General features: G+C 69.4%; 28 protein-coding genes. 16 read left to right on the plus strand and 12 right to left on the minus strand.

From position 1 onward, the window contains the following. Positions 1–119: 119 nt before the first annotated feature. Both ACFXI3_RS42715 and ACFXI3_RS42720 read right to left on the minus strand, forming a co-directional pair. Complete coding sequence (locus ACFXI3_RS42715) at positions 120–770, minus strand: superoxide dismutase family protein (protein WP_378407588.1); 651 nt, start codon at positions 768–770, stop codon at positions 120–122. 133 nt (positions 771–903) lie between these two features. Further along, positions 904–1,842, minus strand: coding sequence for a hypothetical protein (locus ACFXI3_RS42720; protein ID WP_378407590.1), 939 nt, complete (start codon positions 1,840–1,842; stop codon positions 904–906). A gap of 71 nt (positions 1,843–1,913) precedes the next feature. Here ACFXI3_RS42720 and ACFXI3_RS42725 point away from each other — a divergent pair, with 71 nt between their 5' ends. The 7 genes from ACFXI3_RS42725 (at position 1,914) to ACFXI3_RS42755 (ending at position 6,444) form a co-directional block, all read left to right on the plus strand. Beyond that, the gene (locus tag ACFXI3_RS42725) at positions 1,914–2,453 is read left to right on the plus strand and encodes a PadR family transcriptional regulator (RefSeq protein WP_378407592.1); all 540 of its coding nucleotides are present in this window, start codon (positions 1,914–1,916) and stop codon (positions 2,451–2,453) included. An 88-nt stretch (positions 2,454–2,541) separates the two neighbouring features. Beyond that, complete coding sequence (locus tag ACFXI3_RS42730) at positions 2,542–3,693, plus strand: WXG100 family type VII secretion target (RefSeq protein WP_378407593.1); 1,152 nt, start codon at positions 2,542–2,544, stop codon at positions 3,691–3,693. Between the two features lie 25 nt (positions 3,694–3,718). Next, positions 3,719–4,045 carry a hypothetical protein gene (locus ACFXI3_RS42735; RefSeq protein ID WP_116203433.1) on the plus strand — a complete coding sequence of 109 codons (327 nt, stop codon included), beginning with the start codon at positions 3,719–3,721 and terminating at the stop codon, positions 4,043–4,045. Next, complete coding sequence (locus ACFXI3_RS42740) at positions 4,042–4,839, plus strand: ESX secretion-associated protein EspG (protein ID WP_378407595.1); 798 nt, start codon at positions 4,042–4,044, stop codon at positions 4,837–4,839. The genes ACFXI3_RS42735 and ACFXI3_RS42740 overlap by 4 nt, the downstream gene beginning before the upstream one ends. A 29-nt stretch (positions 4,840–4,868) precedes the next feature. Further along, entirely contained in the window at positions 4,869–5,276 is a 408-nt protein-coding gene (locus ACFXI3_RS42745; protein WP_312872147.1) for a YbaB/EbfC family nucleoid-associated protein, read from the plus strand. Beyond that, the gene (locus tag ACFXI3_RS42750; RefSeq protein ID WP_344266811.1) at positions 5,273–5,581 is read left to right on the plus strand and encodes a type VII secretion target; all 309 of its coding nucleotides are present in this window, start codon (positions 5,273–5,275) and stop codon (positions 5,579–5,581) included. Before ACFXI3_RS42745 ends, ACFXI3_RS42750 begins: the two co-directional genes overlap by 4 nt. Next, positions 5,578–6,444: a hypothetical protein gene (locus ACFXI3_RS42755; protein ID WP_378407597.1), complete on the plus strand. Its 867-nt coding sequence runs from the start codon at positions 5,578–5,580 to the stop codon at positions 6,442–6,444. Before ACFXI3_RS42750 ends, ACFXI3_RS42755 begins: the two co-directional genes overlap by 4 nt. Here the strand turns inward: ACFXI3_RS42755 and ACFXI3_RS42760 are convergent. The 3 genes from ACFXI3_RS42760 to ACFXI3_RS42770 are packed head-to-tail and all read right to left on the minus strand — an operon-like array spanning position 6,422 to position 9,443. Then, positions 6,422–6,829, minus strand: coding sequence for a VOC family protein (locus ACFXI3_RS42760; protein WP_378407599.1), 408 nt, complete (start codon positions 6,827–6,829; stop codon positions 6,422–6,424). The two genes, ACFXI3_RS42755 and ACFXI3_RS42760, sit on opposite strands and share 23 nt — an antisense overlap. Continuing rightward, a complete protein-coding gene (locus ACFXI3_RS42765) occupies positions 6,826–8,280 on the minus strand; it encodes a BTAD domain-containing putative transcriptional regulator (RefSeq protein ID WP_378407601.1) in 1,455 nt (484 codons plus the stop codon). Before ACFXI3_RS42765 ends, ACFXI3_RS42760 begins: the two co-directional genes overlap by 4 nt. Further along, on the minus strand, positions 8,277–9,443 hold the full coding sequence (locus ACFXI3_RS42770; protein ID WP_378407603.1) for a sensor histidine kinase: 1,167 nt from the start codon (positions 9,441–9,443) through the stop codon (positions 8,277–8,279). The genes ACFXI3_RS42765 and ACFXI3_RS42770 overlap by 4 nt, the downstream gene beginning before the upstream one ends. A 60-nt stretch (positions 9,444–9,503) precedes the next feature. Here ACFXI3_RS42770 and ACFXI3_RS42775 point away from each other — a divergent pair, with 60 nt between their 5' ends. From ACFXI3_RS42775 to ACFXI3_RS42785, 3 genes are all read left to right on the plus strand, one after another. Next, entirely contained in the window at positions 9,504–10,076 is a 573-nt protein-coding gene (locus tag ACFXI3_RS42775) for a TlpA family protein disulfide reductase (RefSeq protein ID WP_378407605.1), read from the plus strand. A 49-nt stretch (positions 10,077–10,125) separates the two neighbouring features. Further along, positions 10,126–10,803, plus strand: coding sequence for a TetR/AcrR family transcriptional regulator (locus ACFXI3_RS42780; protein WP_344266790.1), 678 nt, complete (start codon positions 10,126–10,128; stop codon positions 10,801–10,803). A gap of 237 nt (positions 10,804–11,040) precedes the next feature. Then, on the plus strand, positions 11,041–11,937 hold the full coding sequence (locus ACFXI3_RS42785) for a C1 family peptidase (RefSeq protein ID WP_344266787.1): 897 nt from the start codon (positions 11,041–11,043) through the stop codon (positions 11,935–11,937). 79 nt (positions 11,938–12,016) lie between these two features. Here the strand turns inward: ACFXI3_RS42785 and katG are convergent, their stop codons facing one another. Further along, positions 12,017–14,245, minus strand: a complete 2,229-nt coding sequence (katG, locus tag ACFXI3_RS42790; RefSeq protein ID WP_378407608.1) for a catalase/peroxidase HPI — start codon at positions 14,243–14,245, stop codon at positions 12,017–12,019. A gap of 31 nt (positions 14,246–14,276) precedes the next feature. Next, a complete protein-coding gene (locus ACFXI3_RS42795) occupies positions 14,277–14,708 on the minus strand; it encodes a Fur family transcriptional regulator (protein WP_344266781.1) in 432 nt (143 codons plus the stop codon). A 147-nt stretch (positions 14,709–14,855) separates the two neighbouring features. Here ACFXI3_RS42795 and ACFXI3_RS42800 point away from each other — a divergent pair, with 147 nt between their 5' ends. Next, complete coding sequence (locus ACFXI3_RS42800; protein ID WP_344266778.1) at positions 14,856–15,686, plus strand: SAM-dependent methyltransferase; 831 nt, start codon at positions 14,856–14,858, stop codon at positions 15,684–15,686. A 63-nt stretch (positions 15,687–15,749) separates the two neighbouring features. On the opposite strand, the gene ACFXI3_RS42805 is transcribed toward ACFXI3_RS42800, so the two are convergent. Beyond that, positions 15,750–16,439 (minus strand): TetR/AcrR family transcriptional regulator, encoded by a 690-nt coding sequence (locus ACFXI3_RS42805; protein WP_344266775.1) that lies wholly within the window; start codon positions 16,437–16,439, stop codon positions 15,750–15,752. Between the two features lie 236 nt (positions 16,440–16,675). Here ACFXI3_RS42805 and ACFXI3_RS42810 point away from each other — a divergent pair, with 236 nt between their 5' ends. Both ACFXI3_RS42810 and ACFXI3_RS42815 read left to right on the plus strand, forming a co-directional pair. Then, entirely contained in the window at positions 16,676–16,912 is a 237-nt protein-coding gene (locus ACFXI3_RS42810; protein ID WP_344266772.1) for a hypothetical protein, read from the plus strand. Beyond that, a complete protein-coding gene (locus ACFXI3_RS42815) occupies positions 16,909–17,049 on the plus strand; it encodes a hypothetical protein (RefSeq protein ID WP_344266769.1) in 141 nt (46 codons plus the stop codon). Before ACFXI3_RS42810 ends, ACFXI3_RS42815 begins: the two co-directional genes overlap by 4 nt. A gap of 238 nt (positions 17,050–17,287) precedes the next feature. Here the strand turns inward: ACFXI3_RS42815 and ACFXI3_RS42820 are convergent, their stop codons facing one another. Both ACFXI3_RS42820 and ACFXI3_RS42825 read right to left on the minus strand, forming a co-directional pair. After that, on the minus strand, positions 17,288–17,941 hold the full coding sequence (locus tag ACFXI3_RS42820; RefSeq protein ID WP_378407611.1) for a response regulator: 654 nt from the start codon (positions 17,939–17,941) through the stop codon (positions 17,288–17,290). Beyond that, positions 17,929–19,176, minus strand: coding sequence for a sensor histidine kinase (locus ACFXI3_RS42825; protein ID WP_378407613.1), 1,248 nt, complete (start codon positions 19,174–19,176; stop codon positions 17,929–17,931). Before ACFXI3_RS42825 ends, ACFXI3_RS42820 begins: the two co-directional genes overlap by 13 nt. Positions 19,177–19,312: 136 nt before the next feature. Between ACFXI3_RS42825 and ACFXI3_RS42830 the strand changes: the two genes are divergently transcribed. After that, positions 19,313–19,495, plus strand: a complete 183-nt coding sequence (locus tag ACFXI3_RS42830; RefSeq protein WP_378407615.1) for a hypothetical protein — start codon at positions 19,313–19,315, stop codon at positions 19,493–19,495. A 23-nt stretch (positions 19,496–19,518) separates the two neighbouring features. After that, positions 19,519–20,391: a CPBP family intramembrane glutamic endopeptidase gene (locus ACFXI3_RS42835; RefSeq protein ID WP_378407617.1), complete on the plus strand. Its 873-nt coding sequence runs from the start codon at positions 19,519–19,521 to the stop codon at positions 20,389–20,391. On the opposite strand, the gene ACFXI3_RS42840 is transcribed toward ACFXI3_RS42835, so the two are convergent. Next, positions 20,385–21,179, minus strand: a complete 795-nt coding sequence (locus ACFXI3_RS42840) for an SDR family NAD(P)-dependent oxidoreductase (RefSeq protein WP_378407619.1) — start codon at positions 21,177–21,179, stop codon at positions 20,385–20,387. The genes ACFXI3_RS42835 and ACFXI3_RS42840 overlap by 7 nt on opposite strands. Before the next feature lie 19 nt (positions 21,180–21,198). Next, positions 21,199–21,939: a LysR family substrate-binding domain-containing protein gene (locus tag ACFXI3_RS42845; RefSeq protein ID WP_378407621.1), complete on the minus strand. Its 741-nt coding sequence runs from the start codon at positions 21,937–21,939 to the stop codon at positions 21,199–21,201. Between the two features lie 44 nt (positions 21,940–21,983). Here ACFXI3_RS42845 and ACFXI3_RS42850 point away from each other — a divergent pair, with 44 nt between their 5' ends. Next, positions 21,984–22,358, plus strand: coding sequence for a DUF5997 family protein (locus ACFXI3_RS42850; RefSeq protein WP_344266748.1), 375 nt, complete (start codon positions 21,984–21,986; stop codon positions 22,356–22,358). Positions 22,359–22,893: the final 535 nt, after the last annotated feature.

Below are 22,893 nucleotides of genomic sequence, written 5' to 3' on the forward strand. Positions count from 1 at the left end.
CCGAAGTCCCGCGCGGACGGCCGAATCTTATGCCGTGAAGGGCTCCTTGAGGGAATCAGATTCCCTCAAGGAGCCCTTCACGGACCACACGCAGCCAGAGTCCACAAAGGACTGAGGGGTCAGTTCTGGTCGCGGCCGATCACGCCGCAGGCGTAGCGGGAGCCGGCGTCGCCGGTCGCCTTGGTTTTCTCATCCGGCACCGGTGCGCTGGGGTCGTTGCGGACGGCGTACCGGTCGGCGGGAATGTTCGCGAAATTGTCGGACTTCGAGTGCACGATGATCGAGGTCCCGTCAGGACCGAACAACTGGTCCAAGGTGAAAGTGTCCAGCAGGAACTTCGTGTACCCGCGGCCGTTGGACCGCACGAGCACCGACGGAAGCTGCCCGATCGGCAGTCCGGTGTGGTGGTCCATCGGCATCAGGTGCCCGCCCGCCGCGGTGAACGGGTTTTTCGGGTCGCCGACAGTGCAGTTTCCCTTTTCGTGGACGTGCATGCCATGGAAACCAGGCGCGAAATGCCCGGTGAGGTACACCTCGACCCAGACGGCTTTCGAACGGCTGTCGGCGGTGAACCACGCGGAGCCGACGTCGTTGCCCTTGGCGTCCTTCAACGTGGCGGAGGCGGAGTCGCCGTCGCGGTAAGCCGCACCGGCTGGCTGCCGCGACGTCTCCGGCGACTGCTGGCCGATCTGGCTGCTGGCCGCTGGCGCGACGCCAATGACCAGTGCGCAGGCACCCAACGCGCCTGCCACCCACTTATTTCTGCGCACGGTATCTCCCTGAGGGCACTGGTGATCTATGACCGCTCCAGAATCGGGCCTCGCCTTCCCCGTGGCCAGGGGCCAGATGGAACTAACCGGGTCCGGCACGCGGCGGAATGTCCATCTTTCGCGGCCTCGCGGGTCAGCGCGAATACTCGGCGATCAGCCGTTTCACCGTCTCGTACGCCGGTTTCGCGGAATAATCGTCCCGCAGCAATCCGAACCGGTTTTCCCGAGGACCGCTCGACAACCCGTCTCGCAGTCCGAAAATCTCGTAGGTGTCCAAACCCACCTCGCCGGCCAGCCCGAATACCGTGCGCGCGACGGATTCCATCACGCGCACCTGTTGCTCCTCCGAATTCTCCGGTCCAGTCGGCCAACCGGTCTCGGTAACGTGCATCGGCACCGCCGCCGGAATGCCGATCGCCGACGCGGACTCACGAAACGACCGCACGACATGGGTCACCGCACCGGCCAATACGTCGGCGGGCACCGGACGGAAGACATCCGGAAAGAAATCCAAGCCGAGAAAGTCAATGCGATTCAGCACTTCTGGGTCTACCGCCGAGCGCACCGCTTCCCAAAACGGATCGCCAGGCAGCGCGACCGCGGCGTTGAATCCGATCGCCACGTCGACGCCCAGCCGCGCCCGCTCGTCCAGCGCCGCCGCGAGCCCGGCACCGAGCGCGTCGTAACAGCCTGGACTGCCGCCGTCCAGTGGCGCGGCCACGTTGACCTCCTCGCAGACCTGCAATTTCCCGCCGCCCAACTCGGCGACCTCGCGAACCGCTGCGCGCACCGCGTCGGCGAACCCGTCCGGATCGGCCTCCGGACTGCTATAGCCGAGCACGTAGTCCACCACTCGCCCGTCGCCGAGATACGGCACCGCGTCCGGCGGCGTCGGCTCATGCGGACCTCGGTAGTGGCGATAGCACCGGACATAGAACCGTTCCGTGCCCTTCGCCAGGTCCCGCAACGCTTCCGCGGTCCGTTCGACGTCCTCCGGCGGCGCGTCGATGAAAGTTTCCAGCCGCACCAGGTCCCTGCTCACGACGCCGGGCCACACGCCAAAGGTGATCATGACCATCCCTCTCCAGTAGTCGTATACGAGCAATGTACTCGTATACGACTAACGTGCGCTACCCTGGTCCGGTGCCGACGAACGCTCTCGACAACCCGCTAGTGCTGCCGATGCTCGGCCTGCTCGTGGAAACCCCGCGCCACCAGTACGCGCTCCTGCGCGAACTCCGCACGCGCTACCCGTTCCTGAACCCGAAGACGTCGACCGTGTACACGCTGGTCGGCACGCTGACCCGGCACGGGCTCGTCGAACCGGACGGCGACGGCGACCCGCAACCGGTCCGGTTGACCGAGGCAGGTCTCGCCGATTTCCGCGAACGGATCGAACGGCAGCTCCGCGACGCCGACCCCAACCTCGACTCCCGGTTCCTGATCGCGCTGGCCTACCTCGGCGCGCTTCCGCCGGCGCGCGCGGTCACCCTGCTGCGAGACCGGGCGGAACGGGTCCGAGACCAGCACCGCGAGCTTTCCGCGACGCTCGATAACGCCGATTTGCCGGAAATGCAGATGATCGAGGCGCATTTCCTGGTTTCCCGGCTCCGCCACGACGCCGCGTGGCTCGCCCGCACCGCGGACCGGATGGAGAGCGGAGACCTCGTCCCGCCCCGGTGATCACAGCTTTCATCGTGATTTCATCGCCGCCCCTTACCGTGCGCGGGTGCCCGGCTGCAGCTGGCCGGGCAAAGGCGAAGGCGGGGGTATGACCGGAGAATCCGGATCAGTGGTCGACGCCGCGTCGGCCGGGGTGGAGAACCTGGCGGACTCGGCGCTCGCGGGACTCGACAAGGCGGGACCGGTCGGCGACGTGGCCCGGCCGGTGGTGTCGGCGCTGCGCAACGTGTGGGAGGGCTACTTCGGCGCCCCGGTCCCGCCCGGCAGCACCAACTGGAACGCTTACACGCACCAGCAGCTGTACCAGATGCTGTGGGAGAAGGCCGATGTCGGCGACGTCAGCACGGTCGCCGCGGAATGGCAGCGGCACGGTTCGGAAATGCGCACGCACGCCGATTCGCTCAAATCGCAGCAGGGGACGCTGCACGAGAACTGGAGCGGGCAGGCCGCCGAACGCGCGTCCGGACGGCTGGGCTCGCTCGGCGACCGCGCGTCCGGGATCGGCGACCGCGCCGGGACCGTCGGCGGCGCGGCCCAGAACGCAGGCGATTCGCTCGCCGTCGCGCGCAACACCATGCCGAAGCCGCCAGGCGACCCGACTGGGGGCGCAGTCGCCGCGGCGGCGGCCGGAGCGGGTGCGGGCGCGGTCATCGGCGGGATCCTCGGGGCCGGGGCGGGCGGTATCGGCGCTGGCCCGGGCGCGTTGATGGGCGCGGCGATCGGCGCGGTCGCGGGCGGCGGGGCGAGCCTGTTCGCCTCGAATGTCGCTGCGGCGGAACAGAAAGCCGAAGCGGTGCACGTGATGCAGCGCTACGAAGCCAGCCTGCACAAGAGTTCGCACGCGATCAATCCGCCGCCCGCCGGGTCGACGACCGCGGATTCCTACGGCGCGGACGATTCGACCAGCGCGTCGAGCTACGCCGGTCCGCTCGGCGGAGCCGGATCCGGCGCGGGCAGCGGCATGCCGTGGGGCGCGCTGACCACCGCGGCTCCGGTCGAATCCGGCCTGTCCGCCGGAATTCGCTCCGCGCTCGGCATGGAGGGCGCGATGCTCGCCCGCAACGCCGCGATGGCGGAGATGGCCGCCGCTCGCGCGGCCAGCGGCAACGGCATGATGCCCGGCCGCGGCGCGGGTGCCTCGCAGGAAGAGGAAGAGGAGCACAAGAACAAGATGCCGGTGCTCGACCAGCCGCTCCTGCACCCCGAGGACAAGACCATCAGCCCGGTGATCGGGCTGTGATCGACAAGAACGACAGGAGCACCCGATGACCGGCCACGAGGTCGCCCCGAACGCGCTGGACCGCCAGGTCGCCGCGCTGGGCAGGCTCGGCGAGCAGACCGGTGAACTCGTCGGTTCGGCGGGACGGCTCGCCGACCGGCTGCCGCAGCTCGGCACCGCACCGCCCGCGCTGCACCTGGCGCAGCGGCTGCGCGAGGCCGCCGGACACGCCGGGCTCACTGGAGAACTGGGCGCGGCCGACACCGAGCTGACCGGGTTCCACGAGGCGCTGCAGGCAGGAATCCGGCGCTACCAGGAGCACGAATCCGGGGTGCAGCAAGCATTCCAGCGGCTCGAACGGCAAGCCGAATGACCGCCGTGCTGCCGCGCACCGGCGACGAGACCGTCCACATCGGACTCGTCGAGGCCGACCTGCTGGCCGCGCACGCCGGGGCGAGCTGGCCGTTTCCGTTGCAGGTCCCGTCTTACGGCCGGATCGAGGGCGAGCGCGAGATCCTGTTCGCCACCGCCGGGCAGGCGCTGCGGGCGCGCGGGCTCGCCGACGAATCCGGACCGGACGGCCTCGCCGCGGAAGCCGTGACCGCGCTGCGCGAACGTCGCGGCATCGTTGATTTGGTGGTGGCGGACGCCGAGGGGGCGACCGCCGTCACCGCACTCGTTTACCGGTCCTCGGCGCTGATCTGCCGTCAGCGGCTCGAGGCCGACACGCTGTCGGTGCGCCGAGTGGACGAGACCGCCCTGGTGGACGCCGTGCTCGCGGAAATCCCGAAGGTGGAGGCGGCCCGCACGATGCCGGTCACGCTGCCCGCGCACGCGGTCAAGGAGGCGATGGCGCTCGCCGACGACGAGGACGACACCTCCCGTGCCCACCGTTTGCGCGACCTCGTTCGCGACAGCGGCGGCGACCCGGCGGCGCTGGACAGCCTCGTCGGCCTGGTCGTGCCGCTGACCGGCCGCGGCCAGCTCGGCGCGACTCGCGACGGGCGCACCCGGGAGGGCCGCGAACTGTCCTGGATGGACGGTCCGCGCGGCCGCGTCCGGATCAACCCCGCGCGCGACGGCTGGCTCAGCGTCAACTCGCTGCGCCAGGCCGACCTGCGCTTCGCCCTCGGCGAGCTGGCCACCGCCGCGCGGCGGCCGCGATGACCGCACTGAAAACGACCGGAGGACCTTCCGTGCCGATCCAAGACTCGGCGGCCTGGCTCGCCGATTACCAGAAGAACCTGTCCCGGATGCAGGCCAACGCGGAGGCCGCGAGCGCGAGCCTCAGCCGCGTCGGCGGACGGGCCGCTTCTCCGCGTGGCGAGGTCGAGGTCGAGGTGGGCCCGAGCGGCGCACTGACCGACTTGCGACTGAGCCCAGCCGCCCGCGCGCTGGAAGCCGACGCGCTCGCCCGGCTCATCCTCGCCACCGTGCACGACGCGCACCGCCAGGCGGGTGCCCAGGTCGTGGACATCATGACCGACTACGTCGGCGACGGCCCCGCCCTCCAGCTCGTCCGCGACAACCTGCCGGTCGAGGCGGCTCCCGCCGCTCCGCGCCAGGAAGACGACTACTTCGCGAACCCGGGGATCATCTCGTGACCGCCGGCTTCGAGGTCGACCCCGCGCAGTTGCGCCGGCACGCGGCCACCGTCGGCGATCTGGCCGACCGGCTCGGCAATGTCGCCCGCAGCGCCCCGTCCGGGCTCGGCGACCAGGCGCTCGGCGTCTTCGTGCAGTTCCTCACCGCGGGCCTGCAGTCGGCGGTCGGCAAGACCAACGACGCCGTGTCGCACGCTTCGTCCACTGTGGACAAAGTGAGCGCGAACCTGACTCAGGCGGCGGAAAGCTACGAACGCCGCGACCAGGGCAACGCCGCCTCGCTGCCGGGGAAGGAGCTCCCGTGACCGACTCCAGCCAGCTGCTGACAGATCTGAAAACCACCACGCAGGCGGTCGAAAACCACGACTGGGTTTCCGCCGGGCTCGGCGGCGCCACCACCGCGCTCGACCTGCTCGGCGCGTCGCAGGACCCGCTCGCCGCGCTGACGTCGGCCGGGTTCGGCATGATCACCGAACTGGTGCGGTTCCTGGAAGAACCGCTGAAACAGTTGCAGGGCAACCCGGATTCGGTGTCGTCGCATTCGCAGGGCATGGAAGGCGGCGGCCAGCAGGTGTCGTCCGTTGCGGACGATTACCGGCAGTCGGCGGGACCGGAAACGTCGGGGTGGAACGGCTCTTCGGCTTCCAGCTACCGCGACAACAGCTCGCAGCACGCGGACTGCGTCGAGGCGGTCGGCCAGGCGGGCATCGCGATGGCCAAGGCGGCTACTGGCGCGGGGAAGGTGGTCGCGAAGGCGCAGCAGGAGGTCGGCGGGCTCATTTCGGAGGCCGTCGGGCAGATTATCCAGCTGATGACGCAGGCGTTCGCCGCCGCGCAGGCGACGTTCGGCGCGAGCATCGCGGCGGCGATCCCGCAGGCGGTGGCGATCGCTACGCAGTACGGCGGGCAGATCGCGCAGAAGCTCGGGGTTTTGCTGTCGGATTCGGATAATTTGCTGCAGCTGATCACCTCGGTGACTCAGGGCCTGGAGGCGGCTACGCAGCTGATGACGAAGTTGAGCGAGGCGTCGAAGAGCGGTTCTGGGGAGGATTCCAGCTCTTCGGATTCTTCGTCGCGTTATCCGGCTTCTTCGCGGTACCCGGACTCGGGCTCGGACTCGGACGAGTACAGCTCGCGCACTCCGGTCAGCACTGCCCAGCAGAGCTGACGAGTTCGGCCTCGAAGCCGTCGTCGTTCTGCAGATACGCGGCATAGTGCGCCGCGCCGCCCGCATGGGGATGTTTCTCCGGGAACATCAGCTGCCACCCGTGCCGGGCGGCGTCGGCGGCCAATTGCTCGACCGTCGCGGCGTCCTTGACGTGAAATGCGAGGTGGTTCAGCCCCGGACGGCAGCGGTCGTGCCGGTCCGCGGTCAGCGCCGGGGATTGCTCTACGACGAGATACGTCGGACCGAGCCGCCAGCTGCGGCCAGCCGCCCAGTCCTGGAACTGCTGATATCCCAGTTCTTCCAGCAGCCATCCCAGCGACGCGACCGCGCGGCCGAGGTCCGGCACCCACAACTCGACATGGTGCAGGGTCCCGTGCGCACTCACGAGGGACCCCGATCCGAGCTGAGCACCACCCGCAGCTCCCGGTCCAGCTCCGCCCCCGGTTCGACATCCAAATCCGTCCGCAGCCGTTCCCGCATCCGCCGATGCACCGCCAGCGCGTCCGCCCGGCGGCCGCCGCCGTGAAGCGCCCGCATCAGCAACACCGCCAGCGGCTCCCGATGCGGATGCACCGCCAGCAGCGCCGACAGCTCGTGCACCACCTCATCGGTCCGCCCGAGTTTCAGCTGCAGCAAGGCTTTCTCCTGCACCAACGTGAGCCGACGCTCGGTCAGCCGCAGCCGCTCCCCCTCGACGAACGGGCCCGGCAACCCGGCCAACGGCTCGCCGTGGAACAGGGCCAGCGCACCGGCATAAGCATCAACAGCGGCCGACGGATCACCGCTGTGAGTGGCGGTCGTGGCTTCCGAGATCCGGTCGGTCAGCTCGGTGACGTCCAGTCGCACTCGCTCCCGGGCAAAGCGGTATCCGCCGCGATCGCTGCCGATGACCGAGTCTTCCGTCCGCTCACCGACGGCACGCAGGCATTTCCGCAGTCGATGCACGTACACCGGTACCACCCGGCCGCCGGTGCCCGGCGGTTCCAGCCCCCACACGCCGTCGAGCAGCTCGCCGGGGCTGACCGTCTCGCCGGGGCGCAGCACCAGCGCCGCCAGCAGCGCCTGCTGCCGCACCGGGCCCAGGTCCAGCAGGTTCGGCCCCCGCCACGCCTGCAGGGGGCCGAGGACGCTGAACCGCAACGAGTCCGGACCGGCCGGAGCCGGAGCCGCGCCGGGAGTGACCAGGCCGTGGTCGAAGGCGTACACGATGGCCGCCGCCCGGTCGCGGAGGCGGAGTTTCGCGCACACCCGCTCGTAATGCGCCTCGACCGTGCTCGCGGAAATCCCCAGCGTTCCGGCGATTTCCGCGTCCGTCAGCCCCCGCGCGACCGCCGTCAGCACGTCCAGTTCACGCGGCGTCAACAAGCCGGACGGCACCGCCGGGCGATCGGAAGCCGCCTGGCGATAGGTCGTGAGCACGCGTCCGGTGACCGCCGGATCGAGCCACGCCTCGCCCATCGCGACCGCCCGCACCGCGCGGATCAGATCCTCCGCCGGGGAATCCTTCAGGACGTACCCGACCGCGCCCGCGCGCAGCACTCCGGCGAGCAGCTCGTCATCGTCGAACGTGGTCAGCGCGAGCACCGGCGGCCGCGGGCCGGACGCGCGCAGCCGTCGCGTCGCCTCGATGCCGTCGACGCGCTTCATCCGCAGGTCCATCACCACTGCGTCGACCCGGCCGGCCGCTTCGAGCGCGGCCGGGACCTCGTCGCCGTCCGCGCACTCCCCCACCACCACGAACCCGTCGCGACGACGCAGGATCAACCGCAGCCCGGACCGCACCAATTCCTGGTCGTCGACCAGCAAAACCCGCATTTCCTCCGACGCAGCGGTCACGACACGGCCTCGCGCGCCAGCGGCACCGTCACGTCGACTACCCACTCGCCGCCCTCGGGTCCGGCAGTCAGCCGCGCGCCGAGCTGACCCGCGCGCGCCGTCATGCCCGCCAACCCCGAGCCGCCTGAATTGCGCGCGGCGCCGGTGTGTCCATTGCGGACAGTCAGGCGAGCATCCTCAGCACTGATCTCCAGCCGTACCAACGCCTTCTCCGACGGGGCATGCTTGACCACGTTCGCCAGCGACTCCTGGACGATCCGGTAGAGCCCCAGCCCCACCGTATTGTCGACCGCGGTCACGTCGCCCTCCAGTTCGTACTCCGCGACCAGCCCGGCCGCGCACGTTTCGGCCACCAGCTCCGCGATGTCGCCCGCGCCGGGCAACGGCCGCGTCCCCGCCGACTCCTGCGAGAGCAATCCAACCGTGCGGCGGATATCGGCCATCGCCGCCCGTCCGATCCGCTCCGCCTCGGTGAGCGCCGCGACGGCCTCGTCGACGTCACGATCCGTGCGCAAACCGTGCCGCGCGCCCGTGACGTGCAGCAACGTGATGCTCAGCGAATGCGCGACGACGTCGTGCACCTCGCGCGCGATCCGCTGCCGCTCGCCGAGCCGCGCCTGTTCGCGCACGGCCTCCTGTTTGCCGCGCTCGGCGTCCAGCGCGCGCACGTACCAGCGCAGCATGAACCCGGCGGCCATCCCGACCACCACCGCGAGCGTGTACACCGGGAACCCGACAAGCCCGACCGTCAACGCGGCCGCCCCGAGCAGCGCGACCGCCCCGCCGGTGGCCGCGAACGCGACCCGCGCCGTCGCGATCGACCCCAGCTCGCCCGTGAGCACGGCCAACGGCATCGGCGCGAAGTCCGGCACCACCGGATACGTCAGCAGCAGCCCGATCCCGGCGAGCATCCCGAGCGCCTTCAGCCACGACGGCGCGAGCCGCCCGGTGAACGCGAACAGCAGCGACGACGACGTGGCCAGCAGAAACCCGGCGATCGCGACCGGCAGCGCGGGCCCGACCCGCTGCCCCACCGCCACGACCAGGCCGATCACCGTGAAGGCGGTCGTCCCCATCGGCACCCACCACGGCAGCGTGAGCCCGGACTGGGCCAAACCGTCCGCCAGCCGGCCCCGCAGCCGGTCCCTCGCTGTTTCCCACACGGGGTTCAGCCTAGAAAATCGCATCGGAAGCCGCCGGGTGTATCGGCGATACGATGCCGCGTGCGCTTCGCTCGCCTCTTCCTCCTGCTGGCACTGCTGCCCCTCACCGCGTGCGCGACCGGCAAGGACGCGGTCAGCCGGTCCGACACCTTCGAATTCGTCTCGCCGGGCGGGCAGACGACCATCCACTATCCCGTGTCGCAGCGCAAAAAGGTAGCTGACCTCAAGGGCCCGAGCCTGCGCGAGCCCGGCAAGGACATCTCGCTGGCCGATTACTCCGGCAAAGTCGTCCTGCTGAACCTCTGGGGCGCCTGGTGCGGGCCGTGCCGAGCCGAATCGCGCACCTTGCAGACCATCGCGGACGCCGGGCGGGGTCGCGGGATCCAGGTGCTCGGCCTCAACGTCCGCGACAACCAGAAGTACGCCGCCGACTTTGTCAAGGACCTCAGGCTCGACTACGAGTCGATCTTCGACCCCTCCGGCCGGGTAGCCCTGCAACTGCGCGGCCTCCCGCTGGCCGCGGTGCCGATCTCGCTCATCGTCGACAAACAGCAACGAGTCGCGGCGGTCTACCTCGGCGCCGTCCTGCGGACCGACGTCCAGCCCGCCCTCGACAGCGTGCTCGCCGAGTAGACCGGCCAAGGTCCAGACCGTTCGGGCGGCGTGCGCCTACCATGGGCGGATGACCGCGAGTGGCTACAACCGCCGGGAGCGTCCCGCCAAGCCCGCGCTGAGCCGCGAAGGCATCGTCGCGGCCGCTCTCGACGTCGTGCGCCGCGAAGGGGCCGAGCGCGTCACCATGCGGCGGCTCGCGAAGGAACTGGACACCGGCCCGGCCTCGCTCTACGTCTACGTCCGCGACACCGACGAACTCCACGCCGCCGTGCTCGACGAACTCCTCGGCGAAGTCACCGCCACGACCGCCTCCGAAGAAGACTGGCGGAGTCGCTTGTGGACAGTCGTGTCCACCTACCGCGACGTCCTCTACGCCCACCCCGGGCTCGCCCGCGTCGCGCTCGTGACCCCGCTGAACGGGCCGAACTACCTCGCCATCGTCGACACCGTGCTCGGCCTGCTCGCCGAAGCCGGGGTGCCGTCCGGCCCCGCCGCGTGGACGGTCGACCTGCTGCTGCTCGTCGCCACGGCCAGCGCGGTGGAGCACAGCACCCGCAAGGACCGCCCGGGCGCGCGGCAACAGCACGACGCGCTCGCCGAAACCGTCCGCGGCCTCTCTCCCGAGACGCATCCGAACATTGTCGCGGCGAGCGGGAATCTGTTCTCCGGCAACGGAGACGCCCGTTCCCAGTGGGCGATCGACGCTCTCCTCAACGGCGCGCGCACGACCCCGCTTCCCGAATAATTGGTTCAGACCTCAAGGGAACGCGTTTCCCAAGGGTCCATAATGGACCAGTACGCCGGAATAGCGGCGTTAACGGGCGCAATGTCCGCTTGATCGATCCGCCTCAATTCGGCAGTTGATGCGGTCCCTCCTTTCGTAGGTTCCCGGAAAATTTCCGCCGATCTACCTTTGTCGTGGTCGGATCCACCTCCCCACCCTTTCCGCTTTCTTTTTCTGCATGTCCAAAGGAGTACCAGGATGCAGATCGGAAAAACGTCCGCACTCGTTTCCCTGCTCGCCGCGGCCGGCCTGGCCGCGGCGATGGGCGCGGCCCCTGCCACCGCGGCCGCCGCCCAGCACCACCCGCAGCACCTCAAGCACGGCCTCGGGCTGAACGTCGCCGGGCTGAAGGCCGCGCAGTCCCGGATGCACGCCCACGCGAATTCCGCGCTCCCCGTGCACCCGCGCGCCACGGCCGAACTGCCCTCCAGCGGCGACCTCACCCAGTACGCGAACGCCCCCGGCGACCAGGGCCAGGTCGGCTCGTGCGTCACCTGGGCCACCGGCTACACCGGCTACGGCGTGCTGATGAACGAGCAGGGCATCACCGGCGGCCCGATGGCCCCGATGTTCATTTACAGCCAGATCGCCAAAGGCAACGACCAGGGCACCTGGGCGAGCGTCGCGCTGCCGATGGAACAGCAGCAGGGCATCGACACCAAATCCGACTACTGGCAGGGCGATTTCGACTACACCACCCAGCCCGACCAGAACGAAAAGTCGAATGCGGCGCACTACAAGCTGTCCGGCTACACGCAATTGTCGTCGAGCGGCGACGCGGCGCGGTCCGACATCGAGAACGCCATTTCCCAGGGCGAGCCGGTCGCGATCGGGTTCAATGTGCACCAGAGCTTCATGAACCTGGACTCCTCGACCGCGAGCGACTACTCGTACCTGCCCGGCGACTCGGGCAGCGACCCGGTCGTCGGCGGGCACGAGGTGACCATCGTGGCCTACAACGACCAGGGCGTGAAGATCGAGAACAGCTGGGGATCCGGCTGGGGCGCAAGCGGTTTCGTGACCGTGCCGTGGTCGTTCTTCAGCACCGGCGACGTCGACGAGGTCAACGCGATGGGCAAGCTCGTCCAGAGCTGACCCCTCAGCAGCAAGAAAAAGGGCTCCTTGCGGGATTTCCCGCAAGGAGCCCTTTTTCTCGATCAGGCGATCAGGAAACTCAGACCAGGTCGTACCGGTCGTTGTTCATGACCTTGTGCCACGCGGCGACGAAGTCGCGGACGAACTTCTCCTTGGCGTCGTCGCTGCCGTACACCTCGGCGACGGCGCGCAGTTCGGAGTTCGAGCCGAACACCAGGTCGTTGCGGGTGCCGGTCCACTTGACCTCGCCGGTGGCGAGGTCGCGGGCCTCGAAGGACTCCGCGTGCGGGCCCTCGCCGTCGGCCGGCTTCCACTCCGCGCCCATGTCGAGCAGGTTGACGAAGAAGTCGTTCGTCAGCGTGCCCGGACGGTCGGTGAGGACGCCGGCAGCCGAGTTCTGGTAGTTCGCGCCCAGCACGCGCAGGCCGCCGACCAGCACGGTCATCTCCGGCGCGCTCAGGTTGAGCAGGTTCGCCTTGTCCACCAGCAGGTACTCCGACGGCAGCGGGTTGGCCTTGCCGCGGTAGTTGCGGAACCCGTCGGCCTTCGGCTCGAGCGGCGCGAACGAGTCCGCGTCGGTCTGCTCCTGCGTCGCGTCGGTGCGGCCCGGCGTGAACGGAACGGTGAGGTCGACGCCGCCGTCCTTCGCCGCCTTCTCCACACCAGCAGCGCCGGCCAGCACGATCAGGTCGGCGAGCGAGATCTTCTTGCCGCCGGTCTGCGCGCTGTTGAACGCCTCCTGGACGCCCTCGAGCGTGCGCAGCACCTGAGCCAGCTCGTCGGGCTCGTTGACCTCCCAGCCGCGCTGCGGCTCGAGGCGGATGCGGGCGCCGTTCGCGCCGCCGCGCTTGTCGCTGTGCCGATAGGTCGAAGCCGACGCCCACGCGGTGGACACCAGCTGCGCGACCGAAAGACCCGACTCGAGGACCTTCGCCTTCAGGTCCGCCACGTCCGCGTCGGTGACCAGCTCGTGGTCGACGGCCGGGACCGGGTCCTGCCAGATCAGCTCTTCCTGCGGCACCAGCGGGCCGAGGTAGCGCTGGATCGGGCCCATGTCGCGGTGGGTGAGCTTGTACCAGGCACGGGCGAAAGCGTCCGCGAACTGGTCCGGGTTCTCGTAGAACCGGCGCGAGATGGGCTCGTAGATCGGGTCGAAGCGCAGCGCCAGGTCCGAGGTCAGCATGCTCGGCGCGCGGTTGAGCTCACCGCTCTCCGGGTCCGGCACGGTGCCCTGCGCGGCGTTGTTCTTCGGCTTCCACTGGTGCGCACCCGCGGGGCTCTTGGTCAGCTCCCACTCGTAGGTGAACAGGTTGTGGAAGAACCAGTTGCTCCACTGCGTCGGGGTCGGGGTCCAGGTGACCTCGAGCCCGCTGCCGATCTGGTCGCGGCCCTTGCCGCTGCCGAAGCTGTTCTTCCAGCCGAGGCCCATCTGCTCGATCGGGGCGGCCTCCGGCACCGGGCCGACGTTCGCGTCCGCGTCGCCCGCGCCGTGCGTCTTGCCGAAGGTGTGGCCGCCGGCGATGAGGGCGACGGTCTCCTCGTCGTTCATCGCCATCCGGGCGAACGTCTCGCGGATGTCGCGCGCCGAGGCGATCGGGTCCGGGTTGCCGTTCGGGCCTTCCGGGTTCACGTAGATGAGGCCCATCTGGACCGCGGCGAGCGGGTTGTCCAGCTCGCGGTCGCCCTTGTAGCGCTCGTCGCCGAGCCAGGTGCGCTCCGGGCCCCAGTAGATGTCCTCGTCCGGCTCCCACACGTCGGCGCGGCCGCCGGCGAAGCCGAAGGTCTTGAAGCCCATGGTCTCGAGCGCGCGGTTGCCCGCGAAGACCATCAGGTCGGCCCACGAGATCTGCTTGCCGTACTTCTTCTTGACCGGCCACAGCAGCCGGCGCGCCTTGTCCAGGCCGACGTTGTCCGGCCAGCTGTTCAGCGGCGCGAACCGCTGCTGGCCGCCGCCCGCCCCGCCGCGGCCGTCGTCGATCCGGTAGGTGCCGGCGCTGTGCCAGGCCATCCGGATGAACAGCGGGCCGTAGTTGCCGAAGTCGGCGGGCCAGAATTCCTGCGACGTGGTGAGCAGCGCGTCGACGTCGCGGGCCAGCGCGTCGAGGTCGAGGCTCTTGAACGCCTTGGCGTAGTCGAAGTCCCCGTCCATCGGGTCCGCCGCGGGGGCGTGCTTCCGGAGGATCTTCAGGTTGAGCTGGTTCGGCCACCAGTCACGGTTCGCGGCGCCCTCGGAGGGGTACCCCATGCGACCGGTGACCGGGCATCCCGCCGTGTGGTCGTCGGCAACGGAGTCAAGCGATTCGGACAACTGAAATCCTTCCGGGGAATCTTGGTCTTGCTCAGGAACTCACAGCGGCGGAGCAGTCGGGGCAGCGGCCCCAGTAGACGACCTCGGCCTCCTCGACGACGAAACCGTGCGTCTGCGAAGCGGTCAGGCAGGGAGCCTCGCCGACCGCGCAGTCGACGTCCTCGATGGCGCCGCACGAACGGCACACGACGTGGTGGTGGTTGTCCCCCACCCGGGCCTCGTACCGCGCGACCGAACCGGGCGGCTGGATGCGCCGCAGCAGCCCCGCCTCGGTCAGCGCGCGCAGCACGTCGTAGACGGCCTGGTGGGAAACCTCGCCGAGATCCGCGCGCACCATGCCGATGACGGATTCGGTGTCCGCGTGCGCGTTGGCGTGCACCGCGGAGAGCACGGCCACCCGAGGGCGCGTGATCCGCAACTGCACTCCGCGCAGCAGCTGCTCGAAGTCCGTGGTCGTCGGCATGCCCCGGAGTCTGCCGGATTTTCTGGAATGAATCAAGAATCTGTCACCCACTCCGGTTGTCCTCCTCCTGGCGGTCGCTTGACAGCGCCGGCGGGCTACTGTGAGTAGGCCAAAGAGACGCCCGACACATCCGAGGTGACGCCAGAAATGACCGAGGCCGTCGAATCGCCCAGTTCGCACCCGGTCGGGGTCGATATCACGCGAGCGAGCATCGCCCGGGTGTACGACGCCGCGCTGAACGGCACGAACAACTACGAGATCGACCGCAGGGTGCTCGAGCAGGTCGCGACGGTGGCCCCGGAGGTCGCCGACCTCGCCTGGGCCAACCGCAACTTCCTCATCCGCGCCTGCCGCTTCCTCGCCACCCAGGGCCGGGTCACCCAGTACCTCGACTGCGGTTCCGGCCTGCCCACCGCGGAGAACACGCACCAGGTCGTGCAGCGGATCATCCCGGAGGCCCGCGTCCTGTACGTGGACAACGACCCGGTGGTCCTCGCGCACGGACGCGCGCTGCTCGAGGAAAACGAGAACACCCGCTTCATCGACGCGGACATCTTCAAGCCCGAGCAGATCCTGCGGAACGAGACCGCGCGCGAGTTCCTCGACTGGACGAAGCCGATCGCGTTGCTGCACAACGGAACCCTGCACCACTACCTCGGCGACGACTACGCGGAGATGATGCAGACCTACGTGGACGCGCTGCCGTCCGGGTCGTTCGTCGTGGTCGCGCACTTCCTCGACCCGGAGACGCCCGAGCACAGCGAAATCGCCCGGCGGATGGAGGAGAAGTTCACGCACAGCCCGATGGGCAGCGGCCTCTTCCGCACGTGGGAGCAGATCGGGCGGATGTTCGGCGGCACCGAACTGGTCGACCCGGGCCTGGTGCTGTGCGAGGACTGGTGGCCGGACGGCCCGCGCTACCAGCCGCTGAACCAGGTCCAGGAGTGCATCGCGGGCGCGGTCGGCCGCAAGGCCTGACGCTTCTCGCCTGACTGTCCGTGAAGGGCCCCTTGAGGGAATCTGATTCCCTCAAGGGGCCCTTCACGGACGTTCGACAGTGCGGAAATCCAGCTCGGACAACGGCGAATCCGGATTGAGCGCGACCCCGACCGTGCGCAGCGTGTCGTCGAGGATCGACCAGACCCAGCGGGCGAGCAGCTGGCGCAGGTCGTCGCGGTCGATGCCGCGCGGGGCTTCGAGCCAGTGCGCGGTGCTGGATTCGACCAGCCCGACCAGTCCGTAGGCGATGGTCTCGCCGACCCGCTGGTCCGCGCCGAACAGGCCGAGGTAGTACTCGAACAGCACGGTCAACTGCCGGGCGATCGCGGTTTTGACGTCCGCGACGACGTCGCGCGGCCCGGTCACCGACTGGCGCATCAGATATTGGTAAAGCTCGCGGTGTTCGGAAAGCCATTCGATGTGCGCGCCGATCGTCGCGTGCACCATATCGCGCGGGGTGCCATTAACTCCCCACAACGGCGAAAATTGCGCTCCGATCATTTCCGCGGCGCGCAATGCGATAGCGCGCTGCAGATCCGCGGTGTCGGCGAAATGCTTGTAAATGCGCGTGCGAGCGACGCCGGCCTCGTCGGCGATCTGCTCGGTGGACACCTCCGGCCCGTATCGGGCGATCGCGCGCATCCCGGCTTCCACGAATTCCCGGCGCCGGCGTTCCCGCTGCCCTGCCCACCGGGTGGCCCGCCCGTCGGGCGGAGTACCTGAGGACGTCATCCGCGCGAGTGTATCGCCGGGTCACATACTGGATACGGCGCTGTACCTGTTACTTTGGGTATAGAGGGATGACTGTCGGTGGTCGGCGTTGCCTCGATGTAGCAGTCGCTTTCCAAGCGGCAGTTGCTTCGGTGTGACCCAGATCATGGACCGGGAGTGCGTCATCGGCACGCGGGGAGCGAGTCGCGTCGATGAAGCGAGCGTCGCCCACAAGGGTGGCGTGCAGGGAGGAACACATGGACGGCGAACAGCACCGGCCCGAACTGTCCACCGGCCACCGGGTCACCTACCTGGTCGGCCAGCGCACCGGCAGGCGGCAGCTGTGCAGGCGCGGGGTGGTCACCGGAGCCCCGGTCACCGACGACGCGACGGCGGTCACCTGGGTCCCGGTCCAGGTCGACGGCCAGGCGAGAGACGCGAACCCGCAGTGGATCGCGGCCGACGCGATCATCGACGTGGTGAGCGCGTCATGAGCGGCGAGCAGGCCGTGGCCACCCCGATTTTCGACGGCGTGGTCGCCGAGGCCGGGCTGGACTGGTCCGAAGAGGACGTTCCGGCCGGCGGCAAGGGCGGGACGGACGAGGCCAAGAAGGCGGGCTCCGGCAAGTAACCGCCGTTCCCGATCGCCGCACCGGCTCTCCGGTGCGGTACTCGCGCGCCCGCATCCCGGCGGGAGGGCGCGATTAGGCCACTTCGGTGTCACCGGTTTGCGCGTTCGATACTGCACTCGTCCGGGTGAACTGCGCGGCGCTGAACCTCGGTGCAAGCGGGGCATTTCGCCCTGCGCCGGGTGATCCTTGCCGCGTATCGCCAGATACTCACGGATTCATCCGGCGTTACGCAAAGAATCAACGGCGCGCGTCCTCCAGATACCGCAGCACCGCGGTGACCCGCCGATCCGCGCTGTCGTCCGGAGCCAAATCCAGTTTCGCGAAAATGCTCCGAATGTGTTTGTGCACCGCGCCGTCGGTCACCACTAACCGTTCCGCGATCGCGCCGTTTCCCAATCCCTCCGCCATCAGCGCCAGCACATCGCGTTCTCGCGGACTGAGCCGTTCCAATCCGGAATCCGCGCGCGTGCGGGTCAGCAATTGCGCCACCACTTCCGGGTCGATCGCCGTCCCGCCGCCTGCCACCCGGTTCAGCGCTTCCATGAACTCGGTGACCCGCCCGACGCGTTCTTTGAGCAGATACCCGAGCCGCGCGCTGCCGCTGCCCAGCAGGTCGGTCGCGAAGGCCTGCTCGACATACGCCGACAGCACCAGCACCGCCAGGCCCGGCCGCCGCCGGCGGGCTTCGACGGCCGCGACGATGCCCTCGTCGGTGTGTGTCGGCGGCATCCGGACGTCCACGACCGCGGTGTCCGGCTCGTGTTTGTCCACCGCGGCAAGGAAATCAGCCGGGTTGTCGGTGGTCGCGACGACGTCCAAGCCCTCCGCGCGCAACAGGAGCGCGAGTCCTTCGCGCAGCAACGGGTCGTCCTCGGCGATCACAATCCGCATGGCAGGCTCACAGTCAGCGTGGTCGGTCCGCCGGCGGGGCTCGCCAGCGCGAAAGTTCCGTCGAGCGCCTCGATCCGGCGGCGCATCCCGCCGAGCCCCGAGCCGCCGGTTTCGGCAGCACCGCCGCGTCCGTCGTCGGTGATGCGGAGGTGGAGCACGTCGTCCTGCCGACGCAACACCACCTCGACGCCGCGGGCGCCGCTGTGCCTGGCGACGTTCGTGAGCGCCTCCGCGACCACGAAATACACCGACGCCTCCACCGAAACGGCGTACCGGCCAGGCAAATCGGCGTCGATCGTGCACGGCACCGGACAGTCCGCGGCGAGCGCGGTCAACGCGTCGGCGAGACTCCGGTCGGCCAGCACGGGCGGCAGAATACTGCGGACCACCGCACGCAATTCGGCGAGCGCGGCCTCGGTGGCGTCCTGCGCGCGGCCGAGGATTTCGTCGACGTCCGCCGAGCCCCGGGCGGCTGCCCGACGGGCGGCGCCGACCAGGACGTTCACCGCGACCATCCGGTTCTGCGTGCCGTCGTGCAGCGCCCGCTCGATACGGCGCAGTTCGGCGGAATGCGCGTCGAGCGCGGCGGCGCGGGTGGCGGTGAGGTGGGCGATCCGCAGCGTGACGTCCGCGTCCGAGCCCGCTGGAAGCAGCCGTCGGCCGGGCAATGCCTGCAGCCGCGCCATCGCGGGCAGCAGCGCGACCGAAAGGAACGCCCACGCGACGCCGAGCAGCGACACCGGGAGCGCTTCGGCCAAGCTGTGCACCTGCCAGCCGAGCGAGGCAGTCGCGTCGTCCGGCGGCAGCAGGTACCAGTAGAGCGGGAAAAGCCCGTCGCGCGCGGTATTGAGCACGATCGTCAGCGCGATGAAGCCAAGCAAAAACCCCGCCAGGCCGTGCACCGCGACCCACAGCACTTCGCGCTGCACCGTCCGGTCGCGCAGCGCCGCACCAAGCCGTTCAGGCCCCGGACCGGGACTGATGACGTCCGGCTTCATCGCGGTGAGCCGGATCCGTTCCCGGTCGGCGACCGCGTGCACGACGCTCAGCATCGGCCGTGCCAGCAGCAATCCGACGCCCACGAGGCACAGCACCGCGACCGCGGCCACGCCGAGCAGCACCAGCAACGCCAGCACCGAGGTACCGATCCCGCCGACGAGGTGTTCCAGCGCGTCGAGAGCAGCCCGGACCCGCACAGTCCACGAACGCGGCCGAGGTTCGCCTGCGGTTGCCATCGCACCTCCTGCGTCGAACCCTAGCCGAGAAATCCGCCCCGCTGCCGCTGTGCGGCGCGAAAGTACAGCCTGCTGTACCTAGATCCTCCCGCGCACGGGATCGTCGCGGCGAGCCCCGATTCGTAGCGTTCCCGGCATGACGAAAACACCCGCCCGCCAAGGCACCCGGCCTCTCCTGTGGGGCGTATTGGCACTCAGCGCCGCAGCCAACGCCATCACCTCCGCACTCGGCGTCAACCTCATACTCAGCACCGTTTTCGGCGTCGTCACCCTCGCCGCGGGCATCGCCCTCATCGCGAACTACCGCACCCACCGCTGAGCCTCCACAAAGGACCACCACCCATGACCACCCTGCGCGCCCTCGTCGCACGCCACCCGATCACGACCTTCTTCGCTCTCGCCATCACACTGAGCTGGCTCGCGTGGATCCCTTACGTGCTCTCGGACAACGGCCTCGGCATCGTCCACTTCGGATTCCCGCCGGTACTCGGCACGACACAAATCCTCGGCATGCTCCCCGGTGCCTACCTAGGCCCGATCTTCGCGGCGTTCCTCGTCACCGCCCTCGCCGAAGGCCGTCCCGGACTGCGCGCGTGGGTCGGCCGGTTGCTGCGCTGGCGGGTGAACTGGCGGTGGTACGCGCTCGCCCTTTTCGCCGTTCCGGTCGTGCTGACGCTGTCCAGCCTGCCCTTCGCCGGGTCGTTCCGAATCCCCGCCGCGTCGCTGATCCTGGTGTGGGCCTTGGGTTTCGTCCTGCAAGTGATCACCACCGGCCTCGCCGAAGAGCCCGGCTGGCGCGATTTCGCCCTGCCACATTTGCAGCCGAAGTACGGCCCGTTGCGCGGCACGCTGATCCTCGGTCCGCTGTGGGGCGTCTGGCATCTGCCGTTGTTCTTCACCGAATGGGGCCATTGGCCGGACGTGACGGTCTGGTCGGTGCTGGAATTCGTCGCGACCGCCGTCGCGATCAGCTTCGTGATGACGTGGGTGTTCAACCGCAGCGGCGAAAGCCTGCCGATCGCGCTGCTGCTGCACGCCGGGATCAACAACTACCTGTCCGTCGCCTGGGGAGAACTGTTCCCCGGCGCGGACCCGAAGATCGCCGAACACCTGCTGTTCGCCGCGTTCGCCGCCGCCGCGCTGATCCTGCTCGCCGCGACCAGGGGCCGCCTCGGTTACCCCAGCCCGGTGCGGGAGCTCCAAGCGGTTCAGTAGTAAATCTGCCCAGGAACACCGCCGCCGACCGCGATGGCGTCGCCGTTGATCGCGACGCTGCGCGGAGACGCCAGGAACGCCACGACGTCCGCCACCTCGGCGGCCGTCACCAACCGCCCGATGCTCACTCCCGCGGCGAGGCTTTTTTCCAGCTCCGCCACCGAAATCCCCCGCATCGCGGCGATCTCGGCGAACTTCTCCGGCGTCCGCTCGGTCACCGTGTAGCCCGGGTGCACGACCGTCGCGGTAATACCCCGCGGCCCCAGTTCGTCGGCAAGATTCTTGGTCATCGCCGCGACCGCGACGTTGCGAATCGAACCGAACGTCGAAGCGGCGATCCGCGCGTTGAGCCCGCTGACGTTCACGATCCGGCCCCAGCCGCGCTCCCGCATTCCCGGCGCGAGCGCGCGGGCGCACCGCAGGTAGCCGAGCACCTTGGTCTCGATCTCGGTGCGCAGGTCTTCGTCACGCAGGTCGTCGAGCGGCGTCCGGACCCCGCTCGACGCCGGAGCCGCGCAGTTGACCAGGATGTCCGCCGCGCCGAACTCCGTCGAGACTCGTTCCGCCATCGCCGCGACCGCAGCGTCGTCGGTGGTGTCGGCGGGCACCGCGATGACCTTCGTACCGTGCCTGCCGACGCTTTCCGCCGCCGCCGCGAGCGTTTCCGGATCCCGGGCCACGAGCGCGAGGTCCGTCCCCTCCGCCGCGAGCACCTCGGCCACCGCCAGCCCGATCCCGCGATTAGCGCCCGTGACGACCGCGCACTTGCCCCTCAACCCGAGATCCACAGCTTCTCCCCTTAAAGCGTTAACGACGCCGACGAGGCTTGCCCCGCCCGCCTGGCTTGGGCGTATTCCGCCGACGAACTGGTTCGCGCTGCTGCGGCGGCGGCTTCTTCTTCGCCGGTGCCGCCTTGCCCGTCTTGGCCTGCGTTTCCTGCTGCCCGCGGGTGCTGTTCACCGTGCGCCCGCGAACGATGCCGATGAACTGCTCCACCAGCTCGCCGGTCTCGCCCTCCGGCCAAGACAACGCGACGCGCGACTGCACCGCGTCCGCGACCGGCCGGTACGTAAGGTCGCGACGATGGTGCAGCCGAGCGAGCGACTGCGGCACCAGCAGCACGCCGACCCCCGCCGCCACCAGCTCGATCGCGTCCGCCGTCGTCTCCGGCCGCTCAAGCGCGGGCTTGCCGGGCAGCTCGTCCCAGCCGAGCGAATCGTCGAGCGGATGCAGCACGAGCTCGTCCGCGAGGTCCGCAATGGACACCTCGTCAGCCGCCGCGACCAGGTGCTCCTTGGGAACGATGACCACCGTGGTCTCGGTGTAAAGCGGGATCGCGTGCAGACCTTCGCGATCCTCGGACAACCGCAGCAACGCCGCGTCCGCACGACCTTCGCGGACCGCGTCGGCAGCCTCGGCCACAGTGACCGCGACCAGGTCAAGCGGCACTTCGGGATTGCGTTCGCCCCAGATCCGGACCCACTTCGCGGGGGTCGCACCCGGAACGTAGGCGAGCCGGAACGCCGAGGCCTGGTCGGCTCCTGTCACGTGGCAAGGCTACCGGCGCGGGGTCGCCGGTTACGCTGGTGGGCATGACGGCGCAGAAGACCCCCCAGACCATGAAGCCGGCGACGGCAGCGAAGAAGCTGGGCGTCTACCTCGAAGCCACCCCCGCAGAGTTCCGCGCGGGCGCCGTCTCGCGCGACGAACTGAACGCCCTGCAGACCGACCCGCCAGAATGGCTGCGCGACCTCCGCCGCAACGGCCCGCACCCGCGCCCGGTGGTAGCCGCGAAACTGGGAGTCTCCATCGGCGGCCTGGCCCGAGGCGGCGTCACCGAGGCCCTGACGACGGACCAGATCGAAGCGCTGAAGTCCGACAACCCCACCTGGCTGCAGCACGAACGCGAAACGCAAGCCGAAGTCCGCCGCGAAGCCGCCCGCCTGAACGCGGAAAAGCCCGAATAACGTCCACTTCGGACCTCGCTCGCGCGCCGAAGTCCGTGAGGGGAACCTTCACGGACTCTGATTCCCTCAGGGTTCCCCTCACAACCGCGATCTGCCGTGAGGGGCTCCTTCACGTACTTAGATTCCCTCAAGGGGCCCTTCACGGACCGCCCACCGCCGCCGATGCACCCAACGCGGCGTTCGGTGCATCCCACGCACCCAATGTGGCATTCGGTGCACCAGATGCACCCAATGCGGCATTGGTTGCGTCGCCTGCACCCAATGCGGCGTTGGGCGCGTCAGATGCACCCAATGTGGCGTTCGGTGCGCCGCACGCACCCAATGCGGCGTTCGGCGCGTCACATGCACCCAATGCCACATTGGGGCGCTAAACCCCACCCGCGAACCCAACGCAACCAGCCACTCAGCCGCGCACACCACCCACCCAACCGCCGCCGACGCACCCAACGATCGAGGCACCCAGCCCCTCCCCCAACCCCGATACGAAGCCGCCCTGCGGTTCGGGGGTGGGTGTCAAAGGCAAATTGCCGCCAGG

It is taken from the genome of Amycolatopsis sp. NPDC059235 (assembly GCF_042754125.1).
Classification (GTDB): Bacteria; Actinomycetota; Actinomycetes; order Mycobacteriales; family Pseudonocardiaceae; genus Amycolatopsis; species Amycolatopsis albidoflava.

What these genes read in the sequence shown, in the direction of transcription:
- ACFXI3_RS42720 (WP_378407590.1), bottom strand. Translation starts at nt 1,842, where the DNA reads ATGATCACCTTTGGCGTGTGGCCCGGCGTCGTGAGCAGGGACCTGGTG.
- ACFXI3_RS42730 (WP_378407593.1), top strand. Translation starts at nt 2,542, where the DNA reads ATGACCGGAGAATCCGGATCAGTGGTCGACGCCGCGTCGGCCGGGGTG.
- ACFXI3_RS42735 (WP_116203433.1), top strand. Translation starts at nt 3,719, where the DNA reads ATGACCGGCCACGAGGTCGCCCCGAACGCGCTGGACCGCCAGGTCGCC.
- ACFXI3_RS42740 (WP_378407595.1), top strand. Translation starts at nt 4,042, where the DNA reads ATGACCGCCGTGCTGCCGCGCACCGGCGACGAGACCGTCCACATCGGA.
- ACFXI3_RS42780 (WP_344266790.1), top strand. Translation starts at nt 10,126, where the DNA reads ATGACCGCGAGTGGCTACAACCGCCGGGAGCGTCCCGCCAAGCCCGCG.
- ACFXI3_RS42785 (WP_344266787.1), top strand. Translation starts at nt 11,041, where the DNA reads ATGCAGATCGGAAAAACGTCCGCACTCGTTTCCCTGCTCGCCGCGGCC.
- ACFXI3_RS42795 (WP_344266781.1), bottom strand. Translation starts at nt 14,708, where the DNA reads ATGCCGACGACCACGGACTTCGAGCAGCTGCTGCGCGGAGTGCAGTTG.
- ACFXI3_RS42800 (WP_344266778.1), top strand. Translation starts at nt 14,856, where the DNA reads ATGACCGAGGCCGTCGAATCGCCCAGTTCGCACCCGGTCGGGGTCGAT.
- ACFXI3_RS42805 (WP_344266775.1), bottom strand. Translation starts at nt 16,439, where the DNA reads ATGACGTCCTCAGGTACTCCGCCCGACGGGCGGGCCACCCGGTGGGCA.
- ACFXI3_RS42810 (WP_344266772.1), top strand. Translation starts at nt 16,676, where the DNA reads ATGGACGGCGAACAGCACCGGCCCGAACTGTCCACCGGCCACCGGGTC.
- ACFXI3_RS42815 (WP_344266769.1), top strand. Translation starts at nt 16,909, where the DNA reads ATGAGCGGCGAGCAGGCCGTGGCCACCCCGATTTTCGACGGCGTGGTC.
- ACFXI3_RS42820 (WP_378407611.1), bottom strand. Translation starts at nt 17,941, where the DNA reads ATGCGGATTGTGATCGCCGAGGACGACCCGTTGCTGCGCGAAGGACTC.
- ACFXI3_RS42825 (WP_378407613.1), bottom strand. Translation starts at nt 19,176, where the DNA reads ATGGCAACCGCAGGCGAACCTCGGCCGCGTTCGTGGACTGTGCGGGTC.
- ACFXI3_RS42830 (WP_378407615.1), top strand. Translation starts at nt 19,313, where the DNA reads ATGACGAAAACACCCGCCCGCCAAGGCACCCGGCCTCTCCTGTGGGGC.
- ACFXI3_RS42835 (WP_378407617.1), top strand. Translation starts at nt 19,519, where the DNA reads ATGACCACCCTGCGCGCCCTCGTCGCACGCCACCCGATCACGACCTTC.
- ACFXI3_RS42850 (WP_344266748.1), top strand. Translation starts at nt 21,984, where the DNA reads ATGACGGCGCAGAAGACCCCCCAGACCATGAAGCCGGCGACGGCAGCG.